The organism is Corynebacterium sp. BF-R-2, from assembly GCF_024586525.1.
Classification (GTDB): domain Bacteria; phylum Actinomycetota; class Actinomycetes; order Mycobacteriales; family Mycobacteriaceae; genus Corynebacterium; species Corynebacterium singulare.
Map to the genome: position 1 here is coordinate 87,713 of NZ_JAMFTP010000003.1, position 18,302 is coordinate 106,014.

The following is an 18,302-nucleotide window of genomic DNA, read 5'->3' on the forward strand; positions in this document are numbered from 1 at the left end:
GGTATGGCGTGTCTAATGGAGTCTGAAGCTATTTAATCCATTTCACAGTAGGAGGCACGCCGTTATGGATCACTCACAGGTCGCGGCGCGGACACTCGCAGCCATCGGTGGCGAAGACAACATTGTGGCGCTCGCCCATTGCGCCACCCGCCTGCGCATGGTGCTCAAAGACAGCAAGAAGGTCGACACGGCCGCGTTGGAAAACGATCCGGACCTCAAAGGCATCTTTGAGGCCGGGGGAATGTTCCAGGTCATCGTTGGGCCGGGCGATGTCAACATAGTCTTCGACCAGCTCAACAAGATGACCACCAAGGACATAGCGGTCTCAACGGACAAGCTCAAGGATATCGCGGCGGATTCTGGCAACTGGTTCTCCCGTGCGGTGAAGATCCTTGCAGACATCTTCGTGCCGCTCATCCCGATTCTGGTCGGTGGCGGTCTGCTTATGGCGCTCAACAACGTGTTGACCGCCAACGGGCTGTTCGGCGAACAGTCAGTCATCGAGATGTTCCCTGCCATGGCGGACGTTGCCGGGCTTATTAACCTGCTTGCCTCAGCGCCCTTTGCCTTCCTGCCCATTCTCGTCGGCTTCACCGCTACCAAGCGCTTTGGCGGTAACGAGTTCCTCGGCGCAGGTATGGCCATGGCGATGGTCATGCCGGACCTGGTCAACGGCTACCAAGTGGCTGCCACCATCGAGGCAGGGGAGATGTCCTACTGGAACATCTTCGGCCTCGACGTCGCGCAGGCAGGCTACCAAGGCTCCATCCTGCCCATCTTGGTCATCGCGTGGATCCTGGCCACGATTGAGAAATTCCTGCACAAGCACCTCAAGGGCACCGTGGACTTTATGCTCACCCCGCTGCTCACGCTCCTGGTGACCGGTTTTATCACCTTCATGGCGGTAGGCCCGGTGCTGCGCACGGCCGGCGATATGCTCGGTGCTGGCCTCAATGACCTCTACACCTTTGCCGGACCGGTCGGCGGTTTCATCTTCGGTCTGTTCTACTCACCCATCGTCATCACTGGTCTTCACCAGTCCTTCCCGCCGATTGAGACGATGCTGTGGAACGAGGGCGGCTCCTTCATCTTTGCAGTGGCCTCCATGGCCAACATCGCACAGGGCGGCGTGGCCCTCGCGGTGTACTTCCTCACCCGCTCGGAGAAGCTCAAGGGCCTTTCCGGCGCCTCGGGTGTCTCCGCGCTCTTCGGTATTACTGAACCCGCCATCTTCGGCGTGAACTTGCGCCTACGCTGGCCGTTCTACATTGGCATGGGAGCCTCAGCCATTGCCTCGACGCTCATTGCGCTTTTCGACGTCAAAGCCACCGCACTCGGCGCCGCCGGCTTCATCGGCTTCGTGTCCATGCGCCCGGAGGATTACACGCAGTTCTTCATCTGCGCCTTTGTCTCCCTGATCCTCTCCTTCGGCGTGGCCTTTGCCTACGGCCATTACCTCAGGGGCAAGAACGGCTCGATTGATCCGGATGAGGTGGGGGCTGGTGGGGCGTCGGCAAGCGCGGCTCCTGCCGTCACCGCGGACCCGAATGCCTACCGTGTGGCCTCCCCGATGGCTGGAAAGGCCATCGCTTTGGAGTCAGTCTCAGACCCGATGTTTGCTGCTGGGAAGCTCGGCGCGGGTGCGGCGATTGAGCCCACCGAGGGGCGCCTCGTCTCCCCGATTGATGGCAAGGTCACCGTCACCTTCCCCTCCAAGCACGCTTATGCCGTTCGCGGCAAGGACGCTGATGGCAATAACGTGGACATCCTCATGCACATTGGCTTTGACACGGTAAACCTCAAAGGCGAGCACTTCACCGCGCATGTCTCCAAGGGCGATGAAGTCAAGGCTGGTGATCTTCTCTGCGAGTTCGATGTCGAGGCCATCAAGGCCGCCGACTATCCGGTGACCACCCCGATTGTGGTGTCCAACTCCAAGAAAACCGGACCGGTACTGCCGGCGTATCGCCCAGGGGAGGACATCACCTTCGGAGATGCCCTGCTCACCGTCGACCCCCGACCGGCTTCTGCTGCTGAGTCGGCTGGCTCCGGTTCAGCTGCGGGCAGCTCCGCCGTCCCAGCCTCGAACGCCTAAACTGTTATCGCCACGCGGCCCCGGCATACGTCGGGGCCTTGTCAGTCCAGCAAGGATTTCCATGTGTCCAGACCTGGAAGTCGACTCATGCAGGTCGTCGTCAAGCGCTGCGTCACCGCGCGATGAAGCCCACCTGCACCGTTCGGCTTCCAGGTCTGCACATATGCATCACGTGTGCATCTGTGGCGAAAGTGCAGGGAGTAGGTTAAAAGTTGTGCATGAACAATGAACAACTCTTTACGTACCTCGATCAGAACCTTATTGATCTTCGCGCCTTGCCCAACAGTGATCCGCTGTGGAAGAAAGTGCATGCCGACAAGGTGGCGAAACTCGCCTGGTGTTACGTACTGCCGATGGTTCAGTGGAGGCAACTCAAGTCTTGGCAGCAGCAGGCTGCACGGGCGTATGCGCTAGGGCTAACCCTGCCGAAGGCGACGCTAGTGGGGAAAACGGCAGCCCTCATCCACGGCATTCCCCTCATTGTCCCTCCCCAAGAATGGGAGGCAACGCTTCCCTCGAATTCTGTGCCACAAAGAGCTAAGTCGAGGAATGTGCGCTACCGACGCACGGATCTGCGTGGGAAAGAAAGCGTTGTTCATGGGATTCGTGTCACGTCCCTTGAGCGAACTGCACTGGACATAGCGCGCTTCCACGGATTCGAGGAGGGCCTTGTTGCCGTTGATGCGGTGCGGGGGCGAAACGTTGGGAAAGTCTGGATCGATGAAGAGTTGGGCGCGATGGGCAGGGTCAAAGGCGTCGCTGCGGCGCGTCAGGCGGTGGCGGCGAGTATCAATACCGCGGAGTCGCCGTGGGAATCTTATGCGCGTGCCCTGATTATCGCAGCCGATTATCCAAGCCTGCGCTCGGTGAAAGCCCAGTACGAGATCGGGACCTATCGCGCAGACCTTGTTATTAATGGGTGGCTCGTCGTCGAAATCGATGGCAACGTGAAATATCGCCGCGATATTGATGAAGTGATTCTCGCTGAGCATCGCCGCCAGCAAGACATTCTCAATAAGGGCTTTGTTGTCCTGCGCTTCAGTCCGGAGCAACTGAACTCGCGCCCAGAATATTTTCAAAAGGTAATCGGGGAGCATCTCCAGCGCGGCCCGAGGCGCTAAAAGTGCAGAGGTGAAAACCGAACGGTGCAGGTGGGCGTCGCCAAGCGCATGTGCACTGCTTGGCGACGCCCTGCGTGAGTCGCCTTGCAGGTCTGGCCTCTTGTCAATGGGGCTCGATACGTGCGCGGTGGGAGGGGGTGAGGGCCGCCTGAAGAAGTGTTGTGTCGGTGCCGCGTGATTTGGGGAAGTGGGGTAGGGCGTGGTTGAATGTATGGGTTGCATATGGCCGGTCGGTGCGGGGCGATGCGTTTCCGAATCGCCACACCGAGACCCTTCGACCGCTGTGAACAGCGTGTTCGTTGCACAACCTATGCCACGTAAGCAAGTAGACCAGGTGTGTCAAGGACGGAAATCTTGACGCACGTTAATCCAGGTCAGGAGACCCATAGTGATTCAGCAAGAATCGCGTCTGCGCGTCGCCGACAACTCCGGTGCACGAGAGCTCCTCGTTATCCGCGTTCTCGGCGGCTCCGTACGACGTTTCGCTGGCATTGGTGACATTGTTGTCGCCACTGTCAAGGAAGCCACCCCGGGTGGCAACGTGAAGGAAGGCGATGTCGTCAAGGCCGTCATCGTCCGTGCCAAGAAGGAGACCCGTCGTCCGGACGGCTCCTACATCGCTTTCGATGAAAACGCCGCAGTTATCCTTAAGGGCGACAGTGAGCCGCGCGGTACCCGCATCTTCGGCCCGGTTGCTCGCGAGCTTCGTGACAAGCGCTTCATGAAGATCGTTTCTCTCGCACCGGAGGTGATCTAGTCTTATGAAGATTCATAAGGGCGATATGGTGATTGTTATTTCGGGCCCGGACAAGGGCGCGAAGGGCAAGGTCATCGAGGCATACCCGAAGCGTGAGAAGGTCCTCGTTGAGGGCGTCAACCGCGTTAAGAAGCACGTTGCTAACTCCGCTACCGAGCGTGGCGCCGAGTCCGGCGGAATCGTGACCCAGGAAGCTCCGATCCACGTGTCCAACGTTGCGATCGTCGACTCCGAGGGCAACCCGACCCGCGTGGGCTACCGTTTCGATGAAAACGGCAAGAAGGTCCGCATCGCACGTAGCAACGGGAAGGACATCTAACATGAGCGAGAACTACACTCCGCGTCTGAAGACCCGCTACCGCGAGGAAATCAAGAAGGCTCTCAACGAAGAGTTCAAGTACGACAATGTGATGCAGATTCCGGGCGTCACCAAGGTCGTTGTCAATATGGGTGTGGGCGACGCTGCCCGCGACTCCAAGCTGATCAACGGCGCACTCGAGGACCTCACCGCGATCACCGGCCAGAAGCCGCAGCTGCGTCGCGCTAAGAAGTCCATTGCTAACTTCAAGCTCCGCGAGGGCATGCCCATCGGCGCACGCGTTACCCTGCGCGGCGACCGCATGTGGGAGTTCCTTGACCGCCTGCTGACCATCGCGCTGCCGCGTATTCGCGACTTCCGCGGTCTCTCCGACCAGCAGTTCGACGGCCACGGCAACTACACCTTCGGCCTCACCGAGCAGACCATGTTCTACGAGATCGACATCGACAAGGTCGACCGCCCGCGCGGTATGGACATCACCGTTGTCACCTCCGCTACCAACGACGAGGAGGGCCGCAAGCTCCTGCGCGAGCTCGGCTTCCCGTTCAAGTAAATAGCGTTTGAGGAATTCCCCCGGCACTCCGAAAGGAGACCGGGGGAATTTTTTGGTTTTAGTGCCGTCGGTGAACCCACGCAGCCGCGCCTACAAGGAAGATAGTGGCGCACACGATGGCAATGATGGCAGACATACCTTGGCCGAGGGAATTGCCCAACGGCGTGGTTTCGCCCACGTACCAGGGAAAAAGGGGCGCCAGCATCGACAGGGGGAGCGCAATTCCCGCAGATGCCTTCGAGTCCAGTGCGCTACGCAGCGTTAACGCGACGCCAACCGCGGCGAGACAGAAAAGAATCGTGGATGCTGAATGAATCGGCACCACCCCAATGAACAATCCGAATCCGAACACAGCGGCCCACGCTGCGGCAGCCGAGCTCAACAAGGTAACTTTCTCCTTGTGCAGCGAACGGGCGGTGCTGGTGGCTTCGTATTTCTCGTCCCATGAACTATTCAGCAACGCCAGTATGGAGCCCGCGACGAGCAGTGGCAGCAGATTAAAAACGAATACGGGACGGTTCAGTGGCGCTCCGAAGAGTTGCGGAACGGCCAGGTTATCCAGGAACTGCGCTACCACGCCAAGGCTGAGGATTAAGAAGAACTCCGGCCAACGGCGAAGTCTCAGGTAAGGACTCATTGTGCAACCCCCAGCGGTGGTAGCTCGGAGCCGCACGTCTGCATGGTGTGAACAAAGGGAGCCAGGGCCACGGCTTGCTCTGCGGGCGAACGGTGCGAAAGCTCGTTTTCAATCCAGGCGCGCGCAGGAGTAGTTGTGCCCTGTGCGCTGAGGGTAGAAAACCTGTCGTCCCCCGTTCTGAACGCATACGTGGCCCAGTCCGAAAGTACCTGGTGTGCGTTGCGAGAGGCAGAAGTTTCTTCGCAGGGGCGCTGAGAGCGCAGCGCCGCAGCTTGAGCCTCATAAACCCGCGTGTACAGGGCCGCTGGGCTGGCCACTGTGTGGGATAACTCCGTCGCGTGCTCGGAGCCAGGTTGACCGTATGTGCCGGTGAGGGGAGGAAGGCCGGCGTCGACAAGCACCTGCGTGAATTCCTGCCAGTGCGCATCGGCAGCCACGACGAGTGCGTGGTCTTCTGGCCAACTGCAGTATCGCTGTTTGTTCGCATCCCGGGTGCAGCTTGCCGACGCCTCCGTGGTGTCCCGTGCCCGCGTACCTTGGGGCCCCACTGCGGCGGAGCCAACAGCGGCGACGGTGATGATGGCGAGGAGAGTCAGCGCGGTGTAACGCGGGGCAGGGTGGTGGCGTGTCAGTGCGGCAAGGACACAGGCGCTTAAGGCCGCTACCATGACGGCAGAAATTGCGACCGAAGCCACCCGTGGCTGCCGTGCGATCAGCTCGTACCCATTGCCGGGGAAGAAAAGAAAGCGTAGGGAAGCCGGCGTGGAATCCGCACACGCCGATACCACGCACAAAGCTAGCGTGAGCAGTGCTGCGAGTAACGCGGCGAGAATCCGGCGCCGGACAAGGACGCCCAAGCCCGCACCGAGAACCGCACACAGCACAACCCACACAAGGCTGCTGATGATGACGAGGAGCCATGGCGAGCCGCCCACGGGTGCGGTATAGACAAACCCTGCCAGGATCATGAAGCCGATAAGAATGCTGGCCAGTCCCCACGCTAGCGCCAGTCCGACGAGGAGTACTGCTGTGCGAGCGCGCGAGGTGGATGTGGAGCGCAGAAACGTAGCGTCCTGGCTTCCTGCGTCCCATGCAGTAATACTTGCGAGAAGTACGCCCGTAGCCGCGGCGACAACCGCACAGATTGCGGTGGCCTCCGGCCAGGAACCGGCGACGTTACTGCCCCGCGCAGAGGCAAAACTCAGCAGTGCGGTGAAGAGTACAACAGGAATGAAGCGAACGTGTCTCACAAAGCAGCCCCTCCCTGTGTACCATCGGTAGCTTGTTCGGTGACGGCGCAGAATCCTTGTTCTACGGAGCCGTACCTTTCGATGAAATCTGCAACAGAAGAATCGGCTGCGATGCCCCCACGATGAAGAATGAGCGCGCGATCGGCGGAGTCCATATCAGCCGCGACGTGAGTAGACATGAGGACAGTGGTGCCGTTCGAGGCCATGTCACGCAGTGCGCGGATAAGCGAGGAGCGGTGGTGTGGGTCGAGGCCCGCGGTGGGTTCGTCGAGAAGCAGTACATCTGGCTCGTGGACAATGCCCGCCGCGACCATGGCGCGGCGCTGCATTCCACCGGACATCGCGCGCAGGCGAGTAGTGCTGTGGTCCTCCAAGCCAATTATCCGCAAGGCATTGACCGCGTGCTGGCGTGCTGTCGCGCGGTCTAGTCCGCGCAGCCAGCCAACGTCTGCTACGAAATCCACTGCGCGTTGCGCCGGATCAAAGGCATTGCGTTGCGGAACCCAGCCGACACGTTGCCGCCACGAGTCGGAACGGCGGACGTCTTTACTGCCCAGGAAGATGGTTCCTGTCGGCGGGCGTAGCTCACCGGCGATGAGCTGCATGAGCGTGCTTTTCCCCGCGCCATTTGCGCCGAGAAGGACGGTGAGCCCTGGGGCGAGGTCGAAGGATATATCGCGAACAACCTCAGCGCGGGCGGAGTAGCCGTAACTGAGGTGCTGGACAGACAGGAAGGATGCCATCCCACAAGGATTCCATAAGTGAAAAATGATTGCAATTGTTCACTGTAGGTCAGTGATTGAGCTGCGGCGCGTGCGGAGGAGTACGATACAAAGGTCTCTGAAATCTCTATCGCGCGAGGTACTTGATGTCCTTGAATGATGCTGCGGCAGCGGCGGTAACGAAAAAGATCACGTTGCTCGATGAATCCTTTTCCCGCTTTGCGGTGCGTTCTACATTGGCCGGCGTGTACCTGGCCATCGGTACGGCGTTTGCGGCGGTGCTGGGAATGGGCGTCGAGAAGCATATGGAAGGCATGGGCTCACTGGTCTTTGCCTGCTTGTTCGGCCTGGGCCTGTTTGCCATCGTCGTCCTTGGCGCGGAACTAGCCACCGGCAACATGATGTACATGGTTTACGGTGCAGTGAACAAGAAGGTCGGCTGGGGCAAGGGCCTGTGGCTGCTCGTGGTCACTACGGTGTTCAACTTGGTGGGCGTAGCGCTCTTTGCAGCGGCTATGGGTATGTCGGCGAAGCTGGGCGATATTGACCCGAACCACCTCATCGCCACACTGTCGATGGGCAAGTTGGAGAAGGGCCCCGGCGGTATGTTCGTCGAGGCCATCCTGGCTAACTTCGTGGTCAACATGGCCATTGTGGGAGCGGTCTTTGCCAAGGACATCGTGTCCAAGTTCTTCGTCATCGTGCCCATCATCGCCTGCTTCGTGGGCTTGGGTCTCGAGCACGTTATTGCGAACTTCTGCCTCATGGTGCTGACCTTCTTCTGTGCCAGCCCGCTGCCGGAGGGCTTTACCCTCGGTGCGGTGCTGACCAACTGGTCCATCGTCTGGGTCGGAAACCTCATTGGCGGCGGCTTCCTTATTGGTGGCGTGTACGCCTGGCTTAACTCCGGCCCGGACGCGTATCGCGACTAAGCTCGCCCGAATAGAGGTTGAAGCGGTCGCCGCGGGCGAAGCCGACGAGCGCCATGCCGGTCTCGCGGGCGGTTTCGACTGCGAGCGAGGAGGCGGCGGAGACCGCGACGAGCATGCCGAAACCGGCCATCGCGGCCTTATTGACAAGCTCGAAGCTGGCGCGCGAGCTCATCACGAGGATGAGGTCGCTGGCGGGCAGCATGTCTTCCATGAGCAAATGGCCAATAACCTTGTCGGCGGCGTTGTGGCGGCCCACATCTTCGCGGACGACGACGGGTTCGCCGTCGAGAGTAAAGGCTCCAGCGGCGTGGATGCCACCGGTTTTTCGGAACTGCTTCTGCTCCCGCTTGAGGGCGTCAGGCAGCTTGGCGACGACCCCCGGATCCACCGGCACCCGCGGAATCTCATAGCGGGTCTGCTTCATGAGGGCCTCAATAGAGGAGGTACCGCATACTCCGCAGGCGGAGGTCGTGGTGGTCAGGCGCAGGTCCGTGAGTGCGATCGGGTGGGGATTGGTGAATTCCACGTCCAGCAGATTGTAGGGGTTGCGACCATCCACGGAGGCGCCGGCGCAGTAGCGTGCTTCCTGGATATCGCTGGCCTTGTCAATGTGTCCCTCGGAGTGGAGAAAACCATGGGTGAGTTCGACATCGTGGCCGGGAGTGCGCATTGTTGTGGTGAGCGTTTGGCCACCAACGCGAATCTCCAGCGGCTCCTCGCCGGCGACGGTATCGCCGCGGGTATCGACCTGGGTGACGTGGCCGTCCTCGTCGAGGCGCACCTTGGTCACGGCAAAGGTGGCGTTGATGCGCCCGCTCATCGGTTGAGGGCCTCCTTCAGTGTGGTGATGTGAGCACGAGCCTCGTCGATGTCCTTGGATGCCAAGCCCACGAGGTAGGCTGTCAGGGGAGCAGCCGGGCGGGATTGCGTATGCGCCACGTCCTTGGTGAGGTCAAGCAGCTCCTTCACGAGGGCAGTGGCGTCCGCGGGTGCGACGCCGATAAGTTCAGCGGCTTCCTCGAGCCATTGGTGGGCCGTGCGGATGGGGTCTTGTTCTTCATTCATAACGATCAATGCTAACGCGTTTTGGAAAACAGCACGTCAACGGGTAGAGTAAGCCGACGGACTTGCATTTTTCCTCATCTCGCGCCGAGAAAATGGTGCGCGAACAGCGGAAATGTGCCAAGCCGGAAGAATTGAACACATCTACTTTGTTGTAGGCCCCTCGCCGTAGACAGCGGACCGTTGTCTGTATCAAAGGGTGGCGAGCGCCTCACGGTATTGACCGTGGGGAGCGTGAGTAGCCCGAAATCACACGGAGAACGCTTTGGTGAGCATGGGAACCGCAACGAGAAAGGTTACAGGTCACTCATATGACTATGACTGATCCTATTGCCGACATGCTGTCGCGCGTGCGCAACGCAAGTAATGCGCACCACGACTCCGTGTCGATGCCGACCTCCAAGATCAAGGCCAACATTGCCGAGATCTTGAAGCAGGAAGGCTACATCGCTGACTACTCCGTCGAGGGTCGCGAGCTGTCCCTCGAGCTTAAGTACAACAACCGTGAGCGTTCCCTGTCGGGTCTGCGTCGCGTGTCTAAGCCGGGTCTGCGTGTGTACGCAAAGTCCACCGAACTGCCGCAGGTTCTGGGTGGCCTGGGCGTGGCGATCATCTCCACGTCTCAGGGTCTGCTCACCGACCGTCAGGCTCAGGAGAAGGGTGTAGGCGGAGAAGTTCTCGCCTACGTCTGGTAAGGGAGGATTGACACATGTCTCGTATCGGTCTAGCACCTATCGCCCTCCCGAAGGGCGTCGACATCACCATCAACGACCAGGTTGTCAACGTTAAGGGCCCTAAGGGTGCTCTCGACGTTGAGCTGCCGGAGCCGATCACCGTTGCCGTCGAGGACGATGAGATCAAGGTCTCCCGTCCGGATGACGACCGCAAGAACCGCGCTCTGCACGGTCTGGCCCGTTCCCTGGTCAACAACGCCGTTGTTGGCGTGACCGAGGGCTACACCAAGAAGATGGAAATCTTCGGTGTTGGTTACCGTGTCCAGCAGAAGGGCAAGAACCTGGAGTTCTCTCTGGGTTACTCCCACCCGATCCTCATTGAGGCTCCGGAGGGCATCACCTTCGCTGTGGATGGCGCAACCAAGCTCTCCGTATCTGGTATTGACAAGCAACTGGTTGGACAGGTCGCCGCGTACATCCGCCGCCTGCGTAAGGACGATCCTTACAAGGGCAAGGGTATTCGCTACGACGGCGAGCAGGTCCGCCGCAAGGTCGGAAAGACGGGTAAGTAAGCAATGGCTAACACTGAAAACGCAAAGCGCACCCCGGTTGGCAAGGACATTTCCTCGCGTCGTCGTGAAGCACGCGCACGCCGCCACTTCCGCATCCGTAAGACCCTCCGCGGCACCCCTGAGGCACCGCGTCTGGTCCTTCACCGCTCCTCCCGCCACATGCACGTCCAGGTCATCGACGACCTTGCCGGCCACACCCTGGCTGCTGCTTCCTCCATGGAAGCAGACGTGCGCGCACTCGAGGGCGACAAGAAGGCCAAGGCTGCCAAGGTAGGCGAGCTCATTGCTGAGCGTGCCAAGGCCGCTGGCATCGAGAAGGTCGTCTTTGACCGTGCAGGCTACAAGTACCACGGCCGCGTTGCTGCGCTGGCCGACGCCGCCCGCGAAGGTGGTCTGCAGTTCTAATGATTAAGGCATACGGAAACATCAACGGAAGGAACGCCTAATGTCGGACCGTGAACAGCGTGACGGCGGACGCTCCGCCGAGAACAACAACGACCGCAAGGGTCGCAACAACGGCCGTCGTAATGACCGCCGCAACCAGCAGGACAACGAGCGCGATAAGTACATCGAGCGCGTTGTGACCATCAACCGCGTCTCCAAGACCGTTAAGGGTGGCCGCAACATGTCCTTCACCGCTCTCGTCGTCGTCGGCGACGGCCAGGGCATGGTTGGCGTCGGCTACGGCAAGGCCAAGGAAGTCCCGGCCGCAATCCAGAAGGGTGCTGAGGAAGCTCGTAAGAACTTCTTCCGCGTCCCGATGATTGCCGGCACCATTACCCACCCGGTTGAGGGTCGCGACGCAGCTGGCATCGTCATGATGAAGCCGGCCGCTCCGGGTACTGGTGTCATCGCCGGTGGTGCTGCTCGTCCGGTGCTTGAGTGCGCTGGCGTGCAGGACATTCTGTCGAAGTCCCTGGGCTCCGACAATGCACTCAACGTCGTCCGCGCTACCGTGGACGGCCTCAAGCAGCTGGTTCGCCCGGAGGAAGTTGCCGCACGCCGTGGCAAGTCCCTCGAGGAGATCGCACCGGCCCAGATGCTGCGCAAGCGCGCAGGTCAGGAGGCATAAGCAATGGCTCTGAAGATTACTCAGGTAAAGGGCCTTGTGGGCACCAAGCCGAACCACCGCAAGAACATTGAGGCGCTCGGCCTCAAGCGCATCGGTCACACTGTTGTTAAGCAGGACACCCCGATCATTCGCGGCATGGTTCAGAAGGTGCGTCACCTGGTCACCGTCGAAGAAGTGGCAGGGGAGTAAACCATGGCTGATATCATCAAGCTCCACGACCTGCGCCCGGCCGCAGGCTCCAACAAGCCCAAGACCCGCGTCGGCCGCGGTGAGGCATCCAAGGGTAAGACCGCTGGTCGCGGTACCAAGGGCACCGGCGCTCGTAAGCAGGTTTCCGCTGCTTTCGAGGGTGGCCAGATGCCGCTGCACATGCGTCTGCCGAAGCTCAAGGGCTTCAAGAACCCGAACCACGTTGAGTACCAGGTAGTCAACGTTGCTGACCTGGCTGAGAAGTTCGCAGATGGCGGCGACATCACCGTTGCTGACATCGCAGCTGCCGGCCTCGTCCGCGCTAACCAGCCGGTTAAGGTTCTGGGCAACGGCGACATCAACGTCAAGCTGAATGTCACCGCTGATAAGTTCTCCAAGTCTGCTGTCGAGAAGATTGAGGCTGCTGGCGGCTCCGCCACCACCAAGTAATTCTCACCAGACTCTGTGAGAGTCAGGGAACCCTCCCGCAAGTCACCGTTAAGGTGTCCTGCGGGAGGGTTCTTGCGTTGTGCCATCGCATGAGCTTAAAGCTGAGAAGAAAACCTGCATTTTGCAGGATGATAGCGAGCAACTTAAGTGGATTGGACCCGAATTTTTCTCCGGATGAGAATGAACCTGCAGGGCATGGGGTGTCTTTTAGATCTCATAGATTGATCGCAAGTAGCTTATAAACGCGCGGGGTGATATATTTTTTTGCACAGGGTTACTGCAAGTCAGTCTAAGGAAATATCATGACCATTATTAATCAGTTCGTGGCCGGCGTTATGGCCGCAGTGTTGTCGTTGTTCGGCCTGGCAGCGCCGCTTGATAACACTGGTGCACCTACCCACGCAGCCGCGCACGTGGAGAATGCGGCTGCCCCTGCGGGTGAAGACGCATCTGTTGTGCAGCCGGGTGAGAACCTTACTCCTCAGAAGGCTGTGGAGCGTGACCTTTTCCTTGTCACTGAGGAGCTGGGCCATGAGTTCATGACCATCCGTTTCGAGGGCACCACGACCGCCCACATCGTTTTCCTTGAGTCTTATAACCCGGACACCGACCAAGCCGCGGTTGACCGTATGATGACGTCTCTGGCGGACAACGGCTTTGTCCGCGTCGACGCCGTCGCGTAGGACCTTGCACGCGAGAAGCCCCCGCAGTCAGGAAAACGAGCCTGACTGTGGGGGCTTCTCCTGTTGTCGCCGGTGCCGGATCTAGGCGTCGTTGACCGTCTTCTCAAAGAGGCTTGGGAAGCGGTCGGACGGGTCGGTAACGGCCTTAATGCGTTCGGGAAGGTCGCCACCGTAGAGTTCAGCGAATTTCTCGGGGGAGTAGAAGGCTTCTGAATAGAGGGACTTGTGCCCACCCAGTTCGTTGATCTTTGACTCGATAACGCGGTTGAATGCGCCGTTGCCGGGGGCGGAGGGATCGACGTGGTTGCCTTCCACGCCGGACCAGAATCCAACGTTGATCCACGTCTGGCTGGGACGGAGGGGGTACAACGGCCACGGAGCCGGCGAGTCCGCGGCGATGTCGCCCCGGCCGATAAGCTCCTCGACGCCCTCGCGGAGACGAATCGGGCACAGCCATACCGGCTGGATGTCAGAGGCGGTGAAGAACCAGCGTAAAAACTCTGGCAGTTTGTCCGGGGTTACTTCGATGTCTTGGACAACGCGTTCGCCGCGGGGCAAGCCCTTGGGTTTCTTGATGAAGTGATATTCCAGCTCGTATGTGCGGTCGAGACGAACGAGCTTCCAGTAGAAGGAGCTACGGCGCAGTTGGCGCGGCCAGATTCGGCGCACGCGAGGGTTTTGTGCACCGAAGGCGCGGGAGCACCAGAACCAGTCTGTATCCCAGCGCCAAATGTAATCACGGACCGTGAGGCGATCATGTCGAATTCCGCGCGGGTGCTGGAGGCTGCGGTAGAAGATCTTCTCGCGCGTGTAGTCGGAGGTAGGCCCTTCGTCATCCGTAAAACGGGCCATAACCAGATAAGCTTCTTCCGGGGAAAAGACGACGCCATCCAGCCCGTGGACCTCCACGCCGTCGTAGGTCTGGGTTTCGGAAACGCGGGCAAGTACAGTGCTGAGCTCCTCGACGTCGTCGAATCTCACCTCCCTGAGTTCCACATATGGTTTGACCGCGCGAAGTTCGATTCTGAGGCGTACCGCGTACCCTAGCGAGCCATAGGAGTTTGGAAAGAGACGAAAGAGGTCCACGTTTTTCTCGCGCGAGCACAGGATGATCTCTCCGGTGCCGGTCAAGATATCCATCTCGAGTACGGACTCGTGGGGTAGTCCATCGCGGAAACTTGTCGATTCCACGCCCATGCCCGTGACGGCCCCGCCCAGCGTGATTGTCTTCAACTGCGGAACCACAAAGGGCATAAGGCCGTGCGGCAGCGTGGCGTCAACGAGGTCTTCATAGGTGCACATGCCTTGCACTTCAGCAGTCTTCGCGATGGGATCTATCTCAATGACCCCGCCCAACCCGGAAACATCGAGGCCGACTTGCTCCCCGCTGCGTCCACGGAAGAGATTGGACGTCTTCTTGGCCAGGCGCACACGTTTATCTTTCGGTACCGCGTAGAAACTTCGCAGGAGCTTATCGACGCCCTCCTGATGCTCCGCCCAGCCCACCGGTGCTATCTCAATAGCGTCAACGCTGCGTTGAGTTCTCAAACGGTTAATGACACGCGAGATCATAGTCCTCCTTTAGAAGCGCGAATCGTCCCACCAGCGGCGCTCCGGCACTCCGGCGCGGGAACCGGCGTTGCCTACTTTGACACCGAGGAAGTGATACAGATTGATGATGTTGTGCTCGAATCCCCACTCAGAACCTGCCATGTAAATCGCCCATAGACGTGCAGTGGGAAGTCCGACGAGGGAGCAGGCTTCCTCCCACGTCTCCTTGAGGTTCTCGCACCAGTCATGAAGCGTCCGCATGTAATCAAAGCGCAATGACTCTGTGTGGAATACCTCAAAACCGGCATCCTGCATGCACTTGGTGATGGTGCCGGAACCAGAAAGCTCACCGTCAGGGAAGATGTAGCGGTCGATGAATCCGCCTTTCGGCGTTTTGTGGTTGTCCGGGTAGGTGATGCAGTGGTTGAGCATCAGCCCGCCGGGCTTGAGCTTTCCGTGGAGGAAGCTGAAGAAGTCAGGGTAATTCTTTACGCCGATGTGCTCTAGCAAGCCAATGGCGGAGATTGCGTCGAATCCTTCCTCGGTGACGTCGCGATAATCCATGAACCGGATCTCCGCGTAGTCTTCAAGGCCTTCTTCTTTAATTTTGGCTTGGCCCCATTCGGCCTGCTCCTTCGAGAGCGTCACTCCGAGTGATCTAACGCCGCGTTTGGCAGCGTAACGGACCATGCCTCCCCAGCCGCACCCGACGTCGAGGTGGCGATCCCCCTCCTTGAGCCTCAGCTTGTCGAAGATAAGGCGGTATTTATTCTCCTGTGCTTCGTCGAGCGTGGCCTCAGGGGAAGGGTAGTAAGCGCAGGTGTAGGTCATGGAATCGCCCAGGAAGAGCTCATAAAAGTCATTTCCTACGTCATAGTGATCAGAAATGACATCGGCGTCGCGTTCCTTGGAGTGCTTGGATAGTCCTTCATGCAGCTTGCGGCGCAACCAGGAAGCGCGCTCTACCTCCGGGACAGGCTGGACGCGGAAGGCGCCCATGGCGGCGAGCGAGCGCACAACGCGAGCAAGCGTGACGGCATCTGGACGGCAGAACTTGTCATACATGGCGTGGAGGGCGTCAAAGATGCCGTAAGGATGCGCCGGGTGCTCGCCGTCGACTGTAATTCCATCCGTGACGTAGGCGCGCGCGAAGCCTACGTCGCCTGGGTGCGTTGCGATGTAGGCCAAGCCTTGCAAGCTGTTGATTCTGACCGTGAACTGTGAGTCCGTTGGGCCGGTGGAGGAACCATCGAAGGCCTCCCACCGGAAGGGATTGGGAGTGGGGACGAAGGCGTCGATGATCTCCGCCACGGTCATGGGAGTGAATCGCTTACTCATAAAACTACATACTTCTTTCGCTTCGTCGGCAGGCAGATATAGTACGGCCGTACTCCGAGGCGCTCTTGGCGTCACGTGAGAGGTCGAAGAGGTGTAGGTACCTTGTAAGGACATTGCTGGAAAGCAATATTCGCTATGGTAGGCGCATCGACGCAGTCGCGCTAAGGATCCGCGTGTGCAAGCCCTAGTGTGTGGGTATTCCGTTAGCGCACGAGGCATCTGGGAAGTGGCGCACAGTGGAGCCGGTACGGGCGCTGAAGCACTTTCGGAGGGGCTGATGTGGAGAAATGTTGTTTGGCTGGTAGGGTAATGGGGTCAAAAGTGTTCAACCGTTTCTATGGAGTGCCTGAAAGGGCTCTCATCCAGTAGGAACAGATGAGTTCCACCTCCGTGCGCGGCAGTTTCGGCCCGTAGTTTAAGCGCGGTAGGCCAGGAGGATTTAGTAGTGTCCGCCATTTTCCAGGCTTTCAAAGACGCCGACCTGCGAAAGAAGATCATCTTCACCCTCGTGATGATTATCCTTTACCGCGTTGGCGCGCAGATCCCGTCCCCGGGCGTCGATTACGCCACCATCGCTGGCCGTCTTCGCGAGCTGACGGAAGAATCCGGCAATCTCTACTCAGTGATCAACCTATTCTCCGGTGGTGCGCTGCTGCAGCTGTCTATCTTTGCCATCGGCATCATGCCGTACATTACGGCGTCGATTATCGTGCAGCTGCTGACCGTGGTCATCCCGCACTTTGAGCAGCTGAAGAAGGAGGGCCAGTCTGGTCAAGCCAAGATGACGCAGTACACGCGTTACCTCACTTTGGCCCTGGCTCTTCTGCAGTCCTCCGGCATTGTGGCCTTGGCAGACCGCGAGCAGCTGCTTGGCCAAGGCGTGCGCGTCCTAGCGGAGGATCGTAACTTCTTCACCCTCGTGGTCTTGGTTATCACCATGACCGCTGGTGCCATCCTCGTCATGTGGATGGGTGAGCTCATCACGGAGAAGGGCATTGGCAACGGCATGTCTCTCATGATCTTCGCCGGTATTGCTACCCGCCTTCCTACCGATGGCCTCAGCATCATGCAGAACAACGGCGGCCTTGTCTTCGCCATGGTTCTTGCCGGCCTCATCGTCTTGGTTGTCGGCATTACCTTCATCGAGCAGGGCCAGCGCCGCATCCCGGTCCAGTACGCTAAGCGTATGGTGGGTCGCCGCCAGTACGGTGGCTCCTCCACCTACCTGCCATTGAAGGTTAACCAGGCCGGCGTTATCCCGGTCATCTTCGCTTCCTCCCTGATCTACATGCCGGTGCTCATCACCCAGATTGTGAACTCCGGATCCCCGGGCGTGTCAGACAACTGGTGGCAGCGCAATGTCATTGCCCACCTTCAGGCGCCGAGCTCCTGGCAGTACATCGTCCTGTACTTTGTTCTCACCATCTTCTTCTCCTACTTCTACGTGTCGGTTCAGTACGACCCAGCCGAGCAGGCAGACAACATGAAGAAGTATGGTGGATTTATCCCGGGTATCCGCCCGGGCCGACCGACCGCCGAATACTTGGGCTTCGTCATGAACCGCCTTCTCTTCGTCGGCTCGATCTACCTCGCGCTCATCGCCGTCCTCCCGAATATTCTTCTGGATCTGGGCGTCGGTCGGGCAGGTGCTAGCGGCACCTCCGCGTTTGGTGGTACCGCTATCCTCATTATGGTCTCGGTCGCGCTGACCACGGTCAAGCAGATCGAGTCCCAGCTCCTACAATCCAACTACGAAGGACTGCTTAAGTAATGCGTTACGTACTCCTTGGCCCTCCCGGTGCCGGCAAGGGCACCCAAGCCGCTCTCCTCAGCGAGAAGCTCGGCGTCCCGCACATCTCCACCGGTGACCTCTTCCGCGCCAATATCGGCGAGGGCACCCCGCTTGGTGTTGAGGCCAAGTCCTACATCGACGCCGGCAAGCTGGTCCCGACCGACGTGACCGCACGCATGGTGGAGGATCGCCTCAACCAGGATGATGCCAAGGACGGCTTCCTTCTCGATGGCTTCCCCCGCACTGTGGAGCAGGCCGACATCCTGGAGAAGCTCCTCGCGGACAAGGGCCTGAAGCTTGATGGCGTTCTGAACTTTGAGGTGTCTGAAGATGTCGTCGTCGAGCGCATGCTTGCTCGCGGCCGCGCTGACGATACCGAAGAGACCATCCGCACCCGCCTTGGTGTGTACCGCGATGAGACCTTCCCCCTCATCGAGCACTACGGCGAGGCCATCATTCCGGTCCAGGCAGAGGGCTCCGTTGAGGAAATCAACGAACGCGCCCTCAAGGCGATGGGTAAGTAAACCCTGTTC

Annotated in this window: 22 protein-coding genes; 15 read left to right on the plus strand and 7 right to left on the minus strand. The window is 59.5% G+C overall.

All coding sequences use genetic code 11. The features are described 5' to 3' along the window. Positions 1-64: 64 nt before the first annotated feature. From M5J09_RS02665 to rplE, 5 genes are all read left to right on the plus strand, one after another. On the plus strand, positions 65-2,095 hold the full coding sequence (locus tag M5J09_RS02665; RefSeq protein ID WP_257156865.1) for a sucrose-specific PTS transporter subunit IIBC: 2,031 nt from the start codon (positions 65-67) through the stop codon (positions 2,093-2,095). A 218-nt stretch (positions 2,096-2,313) separates the two neighbouring features. After that, positions 2,314-3,216 (plus strand): endonuclease domain-containing protein, encoded by a 903-nt coding sequence (locus M5J09_RS02670; RefSeq protein ID WP_257156866.1) that lies wholly within the window; start codon positions 2,314-2,316, stop codon positions 3,214-3,216. 388 nt (positions 3,217-3,604) lie between these two features. Next, the gene (gene rplN, locus M5J09_RS02675; protein ID WP_042529314.1) at positions 3,605-3,973 is read left to right on the plus strand and encodes a 50S ribosomal protein L14; all 369 of its coding nucleotides are present in this window, start codon (positions 3,605-3,607) and stop codon (positions 3,971-3,973) included. A gap of 4 nt (positions 3,974-3,977) precedes the next feature. Then, complete coding sequence (rplX, locus tag M5J09_RS02680; protein ID WP_042529316.1) at positions 3,978-4,292, plus strand: 50S ribosomal protein L24; 315 nt, start codon at positions 3,978-3,980, stop codon at positions 4,290-4,292. A gap of 1 nt (position 4,293) precedes the next feature. Continuing rightward, positions 4,294-4,845, plus strand: coding sequence for a 50S ribosomal protein L5 (rplE, locus tag M5J09_RS02685; protein WP_042529318.1), 552 nt, complete (start codon positions 4,294-4,296; stop codon positions 4,843-4,845). 58 nt (positions 4,846-4,903) lie between these two features. Here the strand turns inward: rplE and M5J09_RS02690 are convergent, their stop codons facing one another. The 3 genes from M5J09_RS02690 to M5J09_RS02700 are packed head-to-tail and all read right to left on the minus strand — an operon-like array spanning position 4,904 to position 7,475. After that, positions 4,904-5,482 (minus strand): hypothetical protein, encoded by a 579-nt coding sequence (locus tag M5J09_RS02690; protein ID WP_257156867.1) that lies wholly within the window; start codon positions 5,480-5,482, stop codon positions 4,904-4,906. Then, the gene (locus M5J09_RS02695) at positions 5,479-6,732 is read right to left on the minus strand and encodes a hypothetical protein (RefSeq protein ID WP_257156868.1); all 1,254 of its coding nucleotides are present in this window, start codon (positions 6,730-6,732) and stop codon (positions 5,479-5,481) included. Before M5J09_RS02695 ends, M5J09_RS02690 begins: the two co-directional genes overlap by 4 nt. After that, positions 6,729-7,475, minus strand: a complete 747-nt coding sequence (locus tag M5J09_RS02700) for an ABC transporter ATP-binding protein (RefSeq protein ID WP_257156869.1) — start codon at positions 7,473-7,475, stop codon at positions 6,729-6,731. Before M5J09_RS02700 ends, M5J09_RS02695 begins: the two co-directional genes overlap by 4 nt. A gap of 125 nt (positions 7,476-7,600) precedes the next feature. Here M5J09_RS02700 and M5J09_RS02705 point away from each other — a divergent pair, with 125 nt between their 5' ends. Beyond that, complete coding sequence (locus M5J09_RS02705; RefSeq protein WP_144791392.1) at positions 7,601-8,386, plus strand: formate/nitrite transporter family protein; 786 nt, start codon at positions 7,601-7,603, stop codon at positions 8,384-8,386. On the opposite strand, the gene fdhD is transcribed toward M5J09_RS02705, so the two are convergent. Together fdhD and M5J09_RS02715 are read right to left on the minus strand one after the other, a co-directional pair. Next, positions 8,355-9,206 (minus strand): formate dehydrogenase accessory sulfurtransferase FdhD, encoded by an 852-nt coding sequence (fdhD, locus tag M5J09_RS02710; protein ID WP_257156870.1) that lies wholly within the window; start codon positions 9,204-9,206, stop codon positions 8,355-8,357. The two genes, M5J09_RS02705 and fdhD, sit on opposite strands and share 32 nt — an antisense overlap. Continuing rightward, complete coding sequence (locus M5J09_RS02715) at positions 9,203-9,451, minus strand: DUF6457 domain-containing protein (RefSeq protein WP_257156871.1); 249 nt, start codon at positions 9,449-9,451, stop codon at positions 9,203-9,205. Before M5J09_RS02715 ends, fdhD begins: the two co-directional genes overlap by 4 nt. Positions 9,452-9,759: 308 nt before the next feature. Here M5J09_RS02715 and rpsH point away from each other — a divergent pair, with 308 nt between their 5' ends. From rpsH to M5J09_RS02750, 7 genes are all read left to right on the plus strand, one after another. Next, complete coding sequence (rpsH, locus tag M5J09_RS02720) at positions 9,760-10,143, plus strand: 30S ribosomal protein S8 (RefSeq protein WP_042529331.1); 384 nt, start codon at positions 9,760-9,762, stop codon at positions 10,141-10,143. 14 nt (positions 10,144-10,157) lie between these two features. Then, complete coding sequence (gene rplF, locus M5J09_RS02725; RefSeq protein ID WP_239180389.1) at positions 10,158-10,694, plus strand: 50S ribosomal protein L6; 537 nt, start codon at positions 10,158-10,160, stop codon at positions 10,692-10,694. A 3-nt stretch (positions 10,695-10,697) separates the two neighbouring features. Next, positions 10,698-11,099, plus strand: a complete 402-nt coding sequence (gene rplR / locus M5J09_RS02730) for a 50S ribosomal protein L18 (RefSeq protein WP_042529335.1) — start codon at positions 10,698-10,700, stop codon at positions 11,097-11,099. 40 nt (positions 11,100-11,139) lie between these two features. After that, the gene (gene rpsE / locus M5J09_RS02735) at positions 11,140-11,766 is read left to right on the plus strand and encodes a 30S ribosomal protein S5 (protein WP_042529337.1); all 627 of its coding nucleotides are present in this window, start codon (positions 11,140-11,142) and stop codon (positions 11,764-11,766) included. Positions 11,767-11,769: 3 nt separating this feature from the next. Beyond that, complete coding sequence (gene rpmD / locus M5J09_RS02740) at positions 11,770-11,955, plus strand: 50S ribosomal protein L30 (RefSeq protein WP_042529338.1); 186 nt, start codon at positions 11,770-11,772, stop codon at positions 11,953-11,955. A gap of 3 nt (positions 11,956-11,958) precedes the next feature. Continuing rightward, complete coding sequence (gene rplO / locus M5J09_RS02745; protein WP_070537453.1) at positions 11,959-12,405, plus strand: 50S ribosomal protein L15; 447 nt, start codon at positions 11,959-11,961, stop codon at positions 12,403-12,405. 302 nt (positions 12,406-12,707) lie between these two features. Continuing rightward, positions 12,708-13,088, plus strand: a complete 381-nt coding sequence (locus M5J09_RS02750) for a hypothetical protein (RefSeq protein ID WP_257156872.1) — start codon at positions 12,708-12,710, stop codon at positions 13,086-13,088. 81 nt (positions 13,089-13,169) lie between these two features. On the opposite strand, the gene M5J09_RS02755 is transcribed toward M5J09_RS02750, so the two are convergent. Beyond that, the gene (locus M5J09_RS02755) at positions 13,170-14,660 is read right to left on the minus strand and encodes an FAD-binding oxidoreductase (protein ID WP_257156873.1); all 1,491 of its coding nucleotides are present in this window, start codon (positions 14,658-14,660) and stop codon (positions 13,170-13,172) included. 9 nt (positions 14,661-14,669) lie between these two features. Next, positions 14,670-15,977 carry a class I SAM-dependent methyltransferase gene (locus tag M5J09_RS02760; RefSeq protein ID WP_257156874.1) on the minus strand — a complete coding sequence of 436 codons (1,308 nt, stop codon included), beginning with the start codon at positions 15,975-15,977 and terminating at the stop codon, positions 14,670-14,672. Positions 15,978-16,422: 445 nt separating this feature from the next. Here M5J09_RS02760 and secY point away from each other — a divergent pair, with 445 nt between their 5' ends. Next, on the plus strand, positions 16,423-17,748 hold the full coding sequence (gene secY / locus M5J09_RS02765) for a preprotein translocase subunit SecY (RefSeq protein WP_042529347.1): 1,326 nt from the start codon (positions 16,423-16,425) through the stop codon (positions 17,746-17,748). Then, positions 17,748-18,293, plus strand: a complete 546-nt coding sequence (locus M5J09_RS02770; RefSeq protein ID WP_042529349.1) for an adenylate kinase — start codon at positions 17,748-17,750, stop codon at positions 18,291-18,293. Before secY ends, M5J09_RS02770 begins: the two co-directional genes overlap by 1 nt. Positions 18,294-18,302 lie beyond the last annotated feature (9 nt).

Excerpts from the sequence above, each read along its gene's own strand:
- M5J09_RS02665 (WP_257156865.1), top strand. The coding sequence starts at position 65 with ATGGATCACTCACAGGTCGCGGCGCGGACACTCGCAGCCATCGGTGGC.
- M5J09_RS02670 (WP_257156866.1), top strand. The coding sequence starts at position 2,314 with ATGAACAATGAACAACTCTTTACGTACCTCGATCAGAACCTTATTGAT.
- rplX (WP_042529316.1), top strand. The coding sequence starts at position 3,978 with ATGAAGATTCATAAGGGCGATATGGTGATTGTTATTTCGGGCCCGGAC.
- rplE (WP_042529318.1), top strand. The coding sequence starts at position 4,294 with ATGAGCGAGAACTACACTCCGCGTCTGAAGACCCGCTACCGCGAGGAA.
- M5J09_RS02690 (WP_257156867.1), bottom strand. The coding sequence starts at position 5,482 with ATGAGTCCTTACCTGAGACTTCGCCGTTGGCCGGAGTTCTTCTTAATC.
- M5J09_RS02700 (WP_257156869.1), bottom strand. The coding sequence starts at position 7,475 with ATGGCATCCTTCCTGTCTGTCCAGCACCTCAGTTACGGCTACTCCGCC.
- M5J09_RS02705 (WP_144791392.1), top strand. The coding sequence starts at position 7,601 with ATGTCCTTGAATGATGCTGCGGCAGCGGCGGTAACGAAAAAGATCACG.
- fdhD (WP_257156870.1), bottom strand. The coding sequence starts at position 9,206 with ATGAGCGGGCGCATCAACGCCACCTTTGCCGTGACCAAGGTGCGCCTC.
- M5J09_RS02715 (WP_257156871.1), bottom strand. The coding sequence starts at position 9,451 with ATGAATGAAGAACAAGACCCCATCCGCACGGCCCACCAATGGCTCGAG.
- rpsH (WP_042529331.1), top strand. The coding sequence starts at position 9,760 with ATGACTATGACTGATCCTATTGCCGACATGCTGTCGCGCGTGCGCAAC.
- rplF (WP_239180389.1), top strand. The coding sequence starts at position 10,158 with ATGTCTCGTATCGGTCTAGCACCTATCGCCCTCCCGAAGGGCGTCGAC.
- rplR (WP_042529335.1), top strand. The coding sequence starts at position 10,698 with ATGGCTAACACTGAAAACGCAAAGCGCACCCCGGTTGGCAAGGACATT.
- rpsE (WP_042529337.1), top strand. The coding sequence starts at position 11,140 with ATGTCGGACCGTGAACAGCGTGACGGCGGACGCTCCGCCGAGAACAAC.
- rpmD (WP_042529338.1), top strand. The coding sequence starts at position 11,770 with ATGGCTCTGAAGATTACTCAGGTAAAGGGCCTTGTGGGCACCAAGCCG.
- rplO (WP_070537453.1), top strand. The coding sequence starts at position 11,959 with ATGGCTGATATCATCAAGCTCCACGACCTGCGCCCGGCCGCAGGCTCC.
- M5J09_RS02750 (WP_257156872.1), top strand. The coding sequence starts at position 12,708 with ATGACCATTATTAATCAGTTCGTGGCCGGCGTTATGGCCGCAGTGTTG.
- M5J09_RS02755 (WP_257156873.1), bottom strand. The coding sequence starts at position 14,660 with ATGATCTCGCGTGTCATTAACCGTTTGAGAACTCAACGCAGCGTTGAC.
- M5J09_RS02760 (WP_257156874.1), bottom strand. The coding sequence starts at position 15,977 with ATGAGTAAGCGATTCACTCCCATGACCGTGGCGGAGATCATCGACGCC.
- M5J09_RS02770 (WP_042529349.1), top strand. The coding sequence starts at position 17,748 with ATGCGTTACGTACTCCTTGGCCCTCCCGGTGCCGGCAAGGGCACCCAA.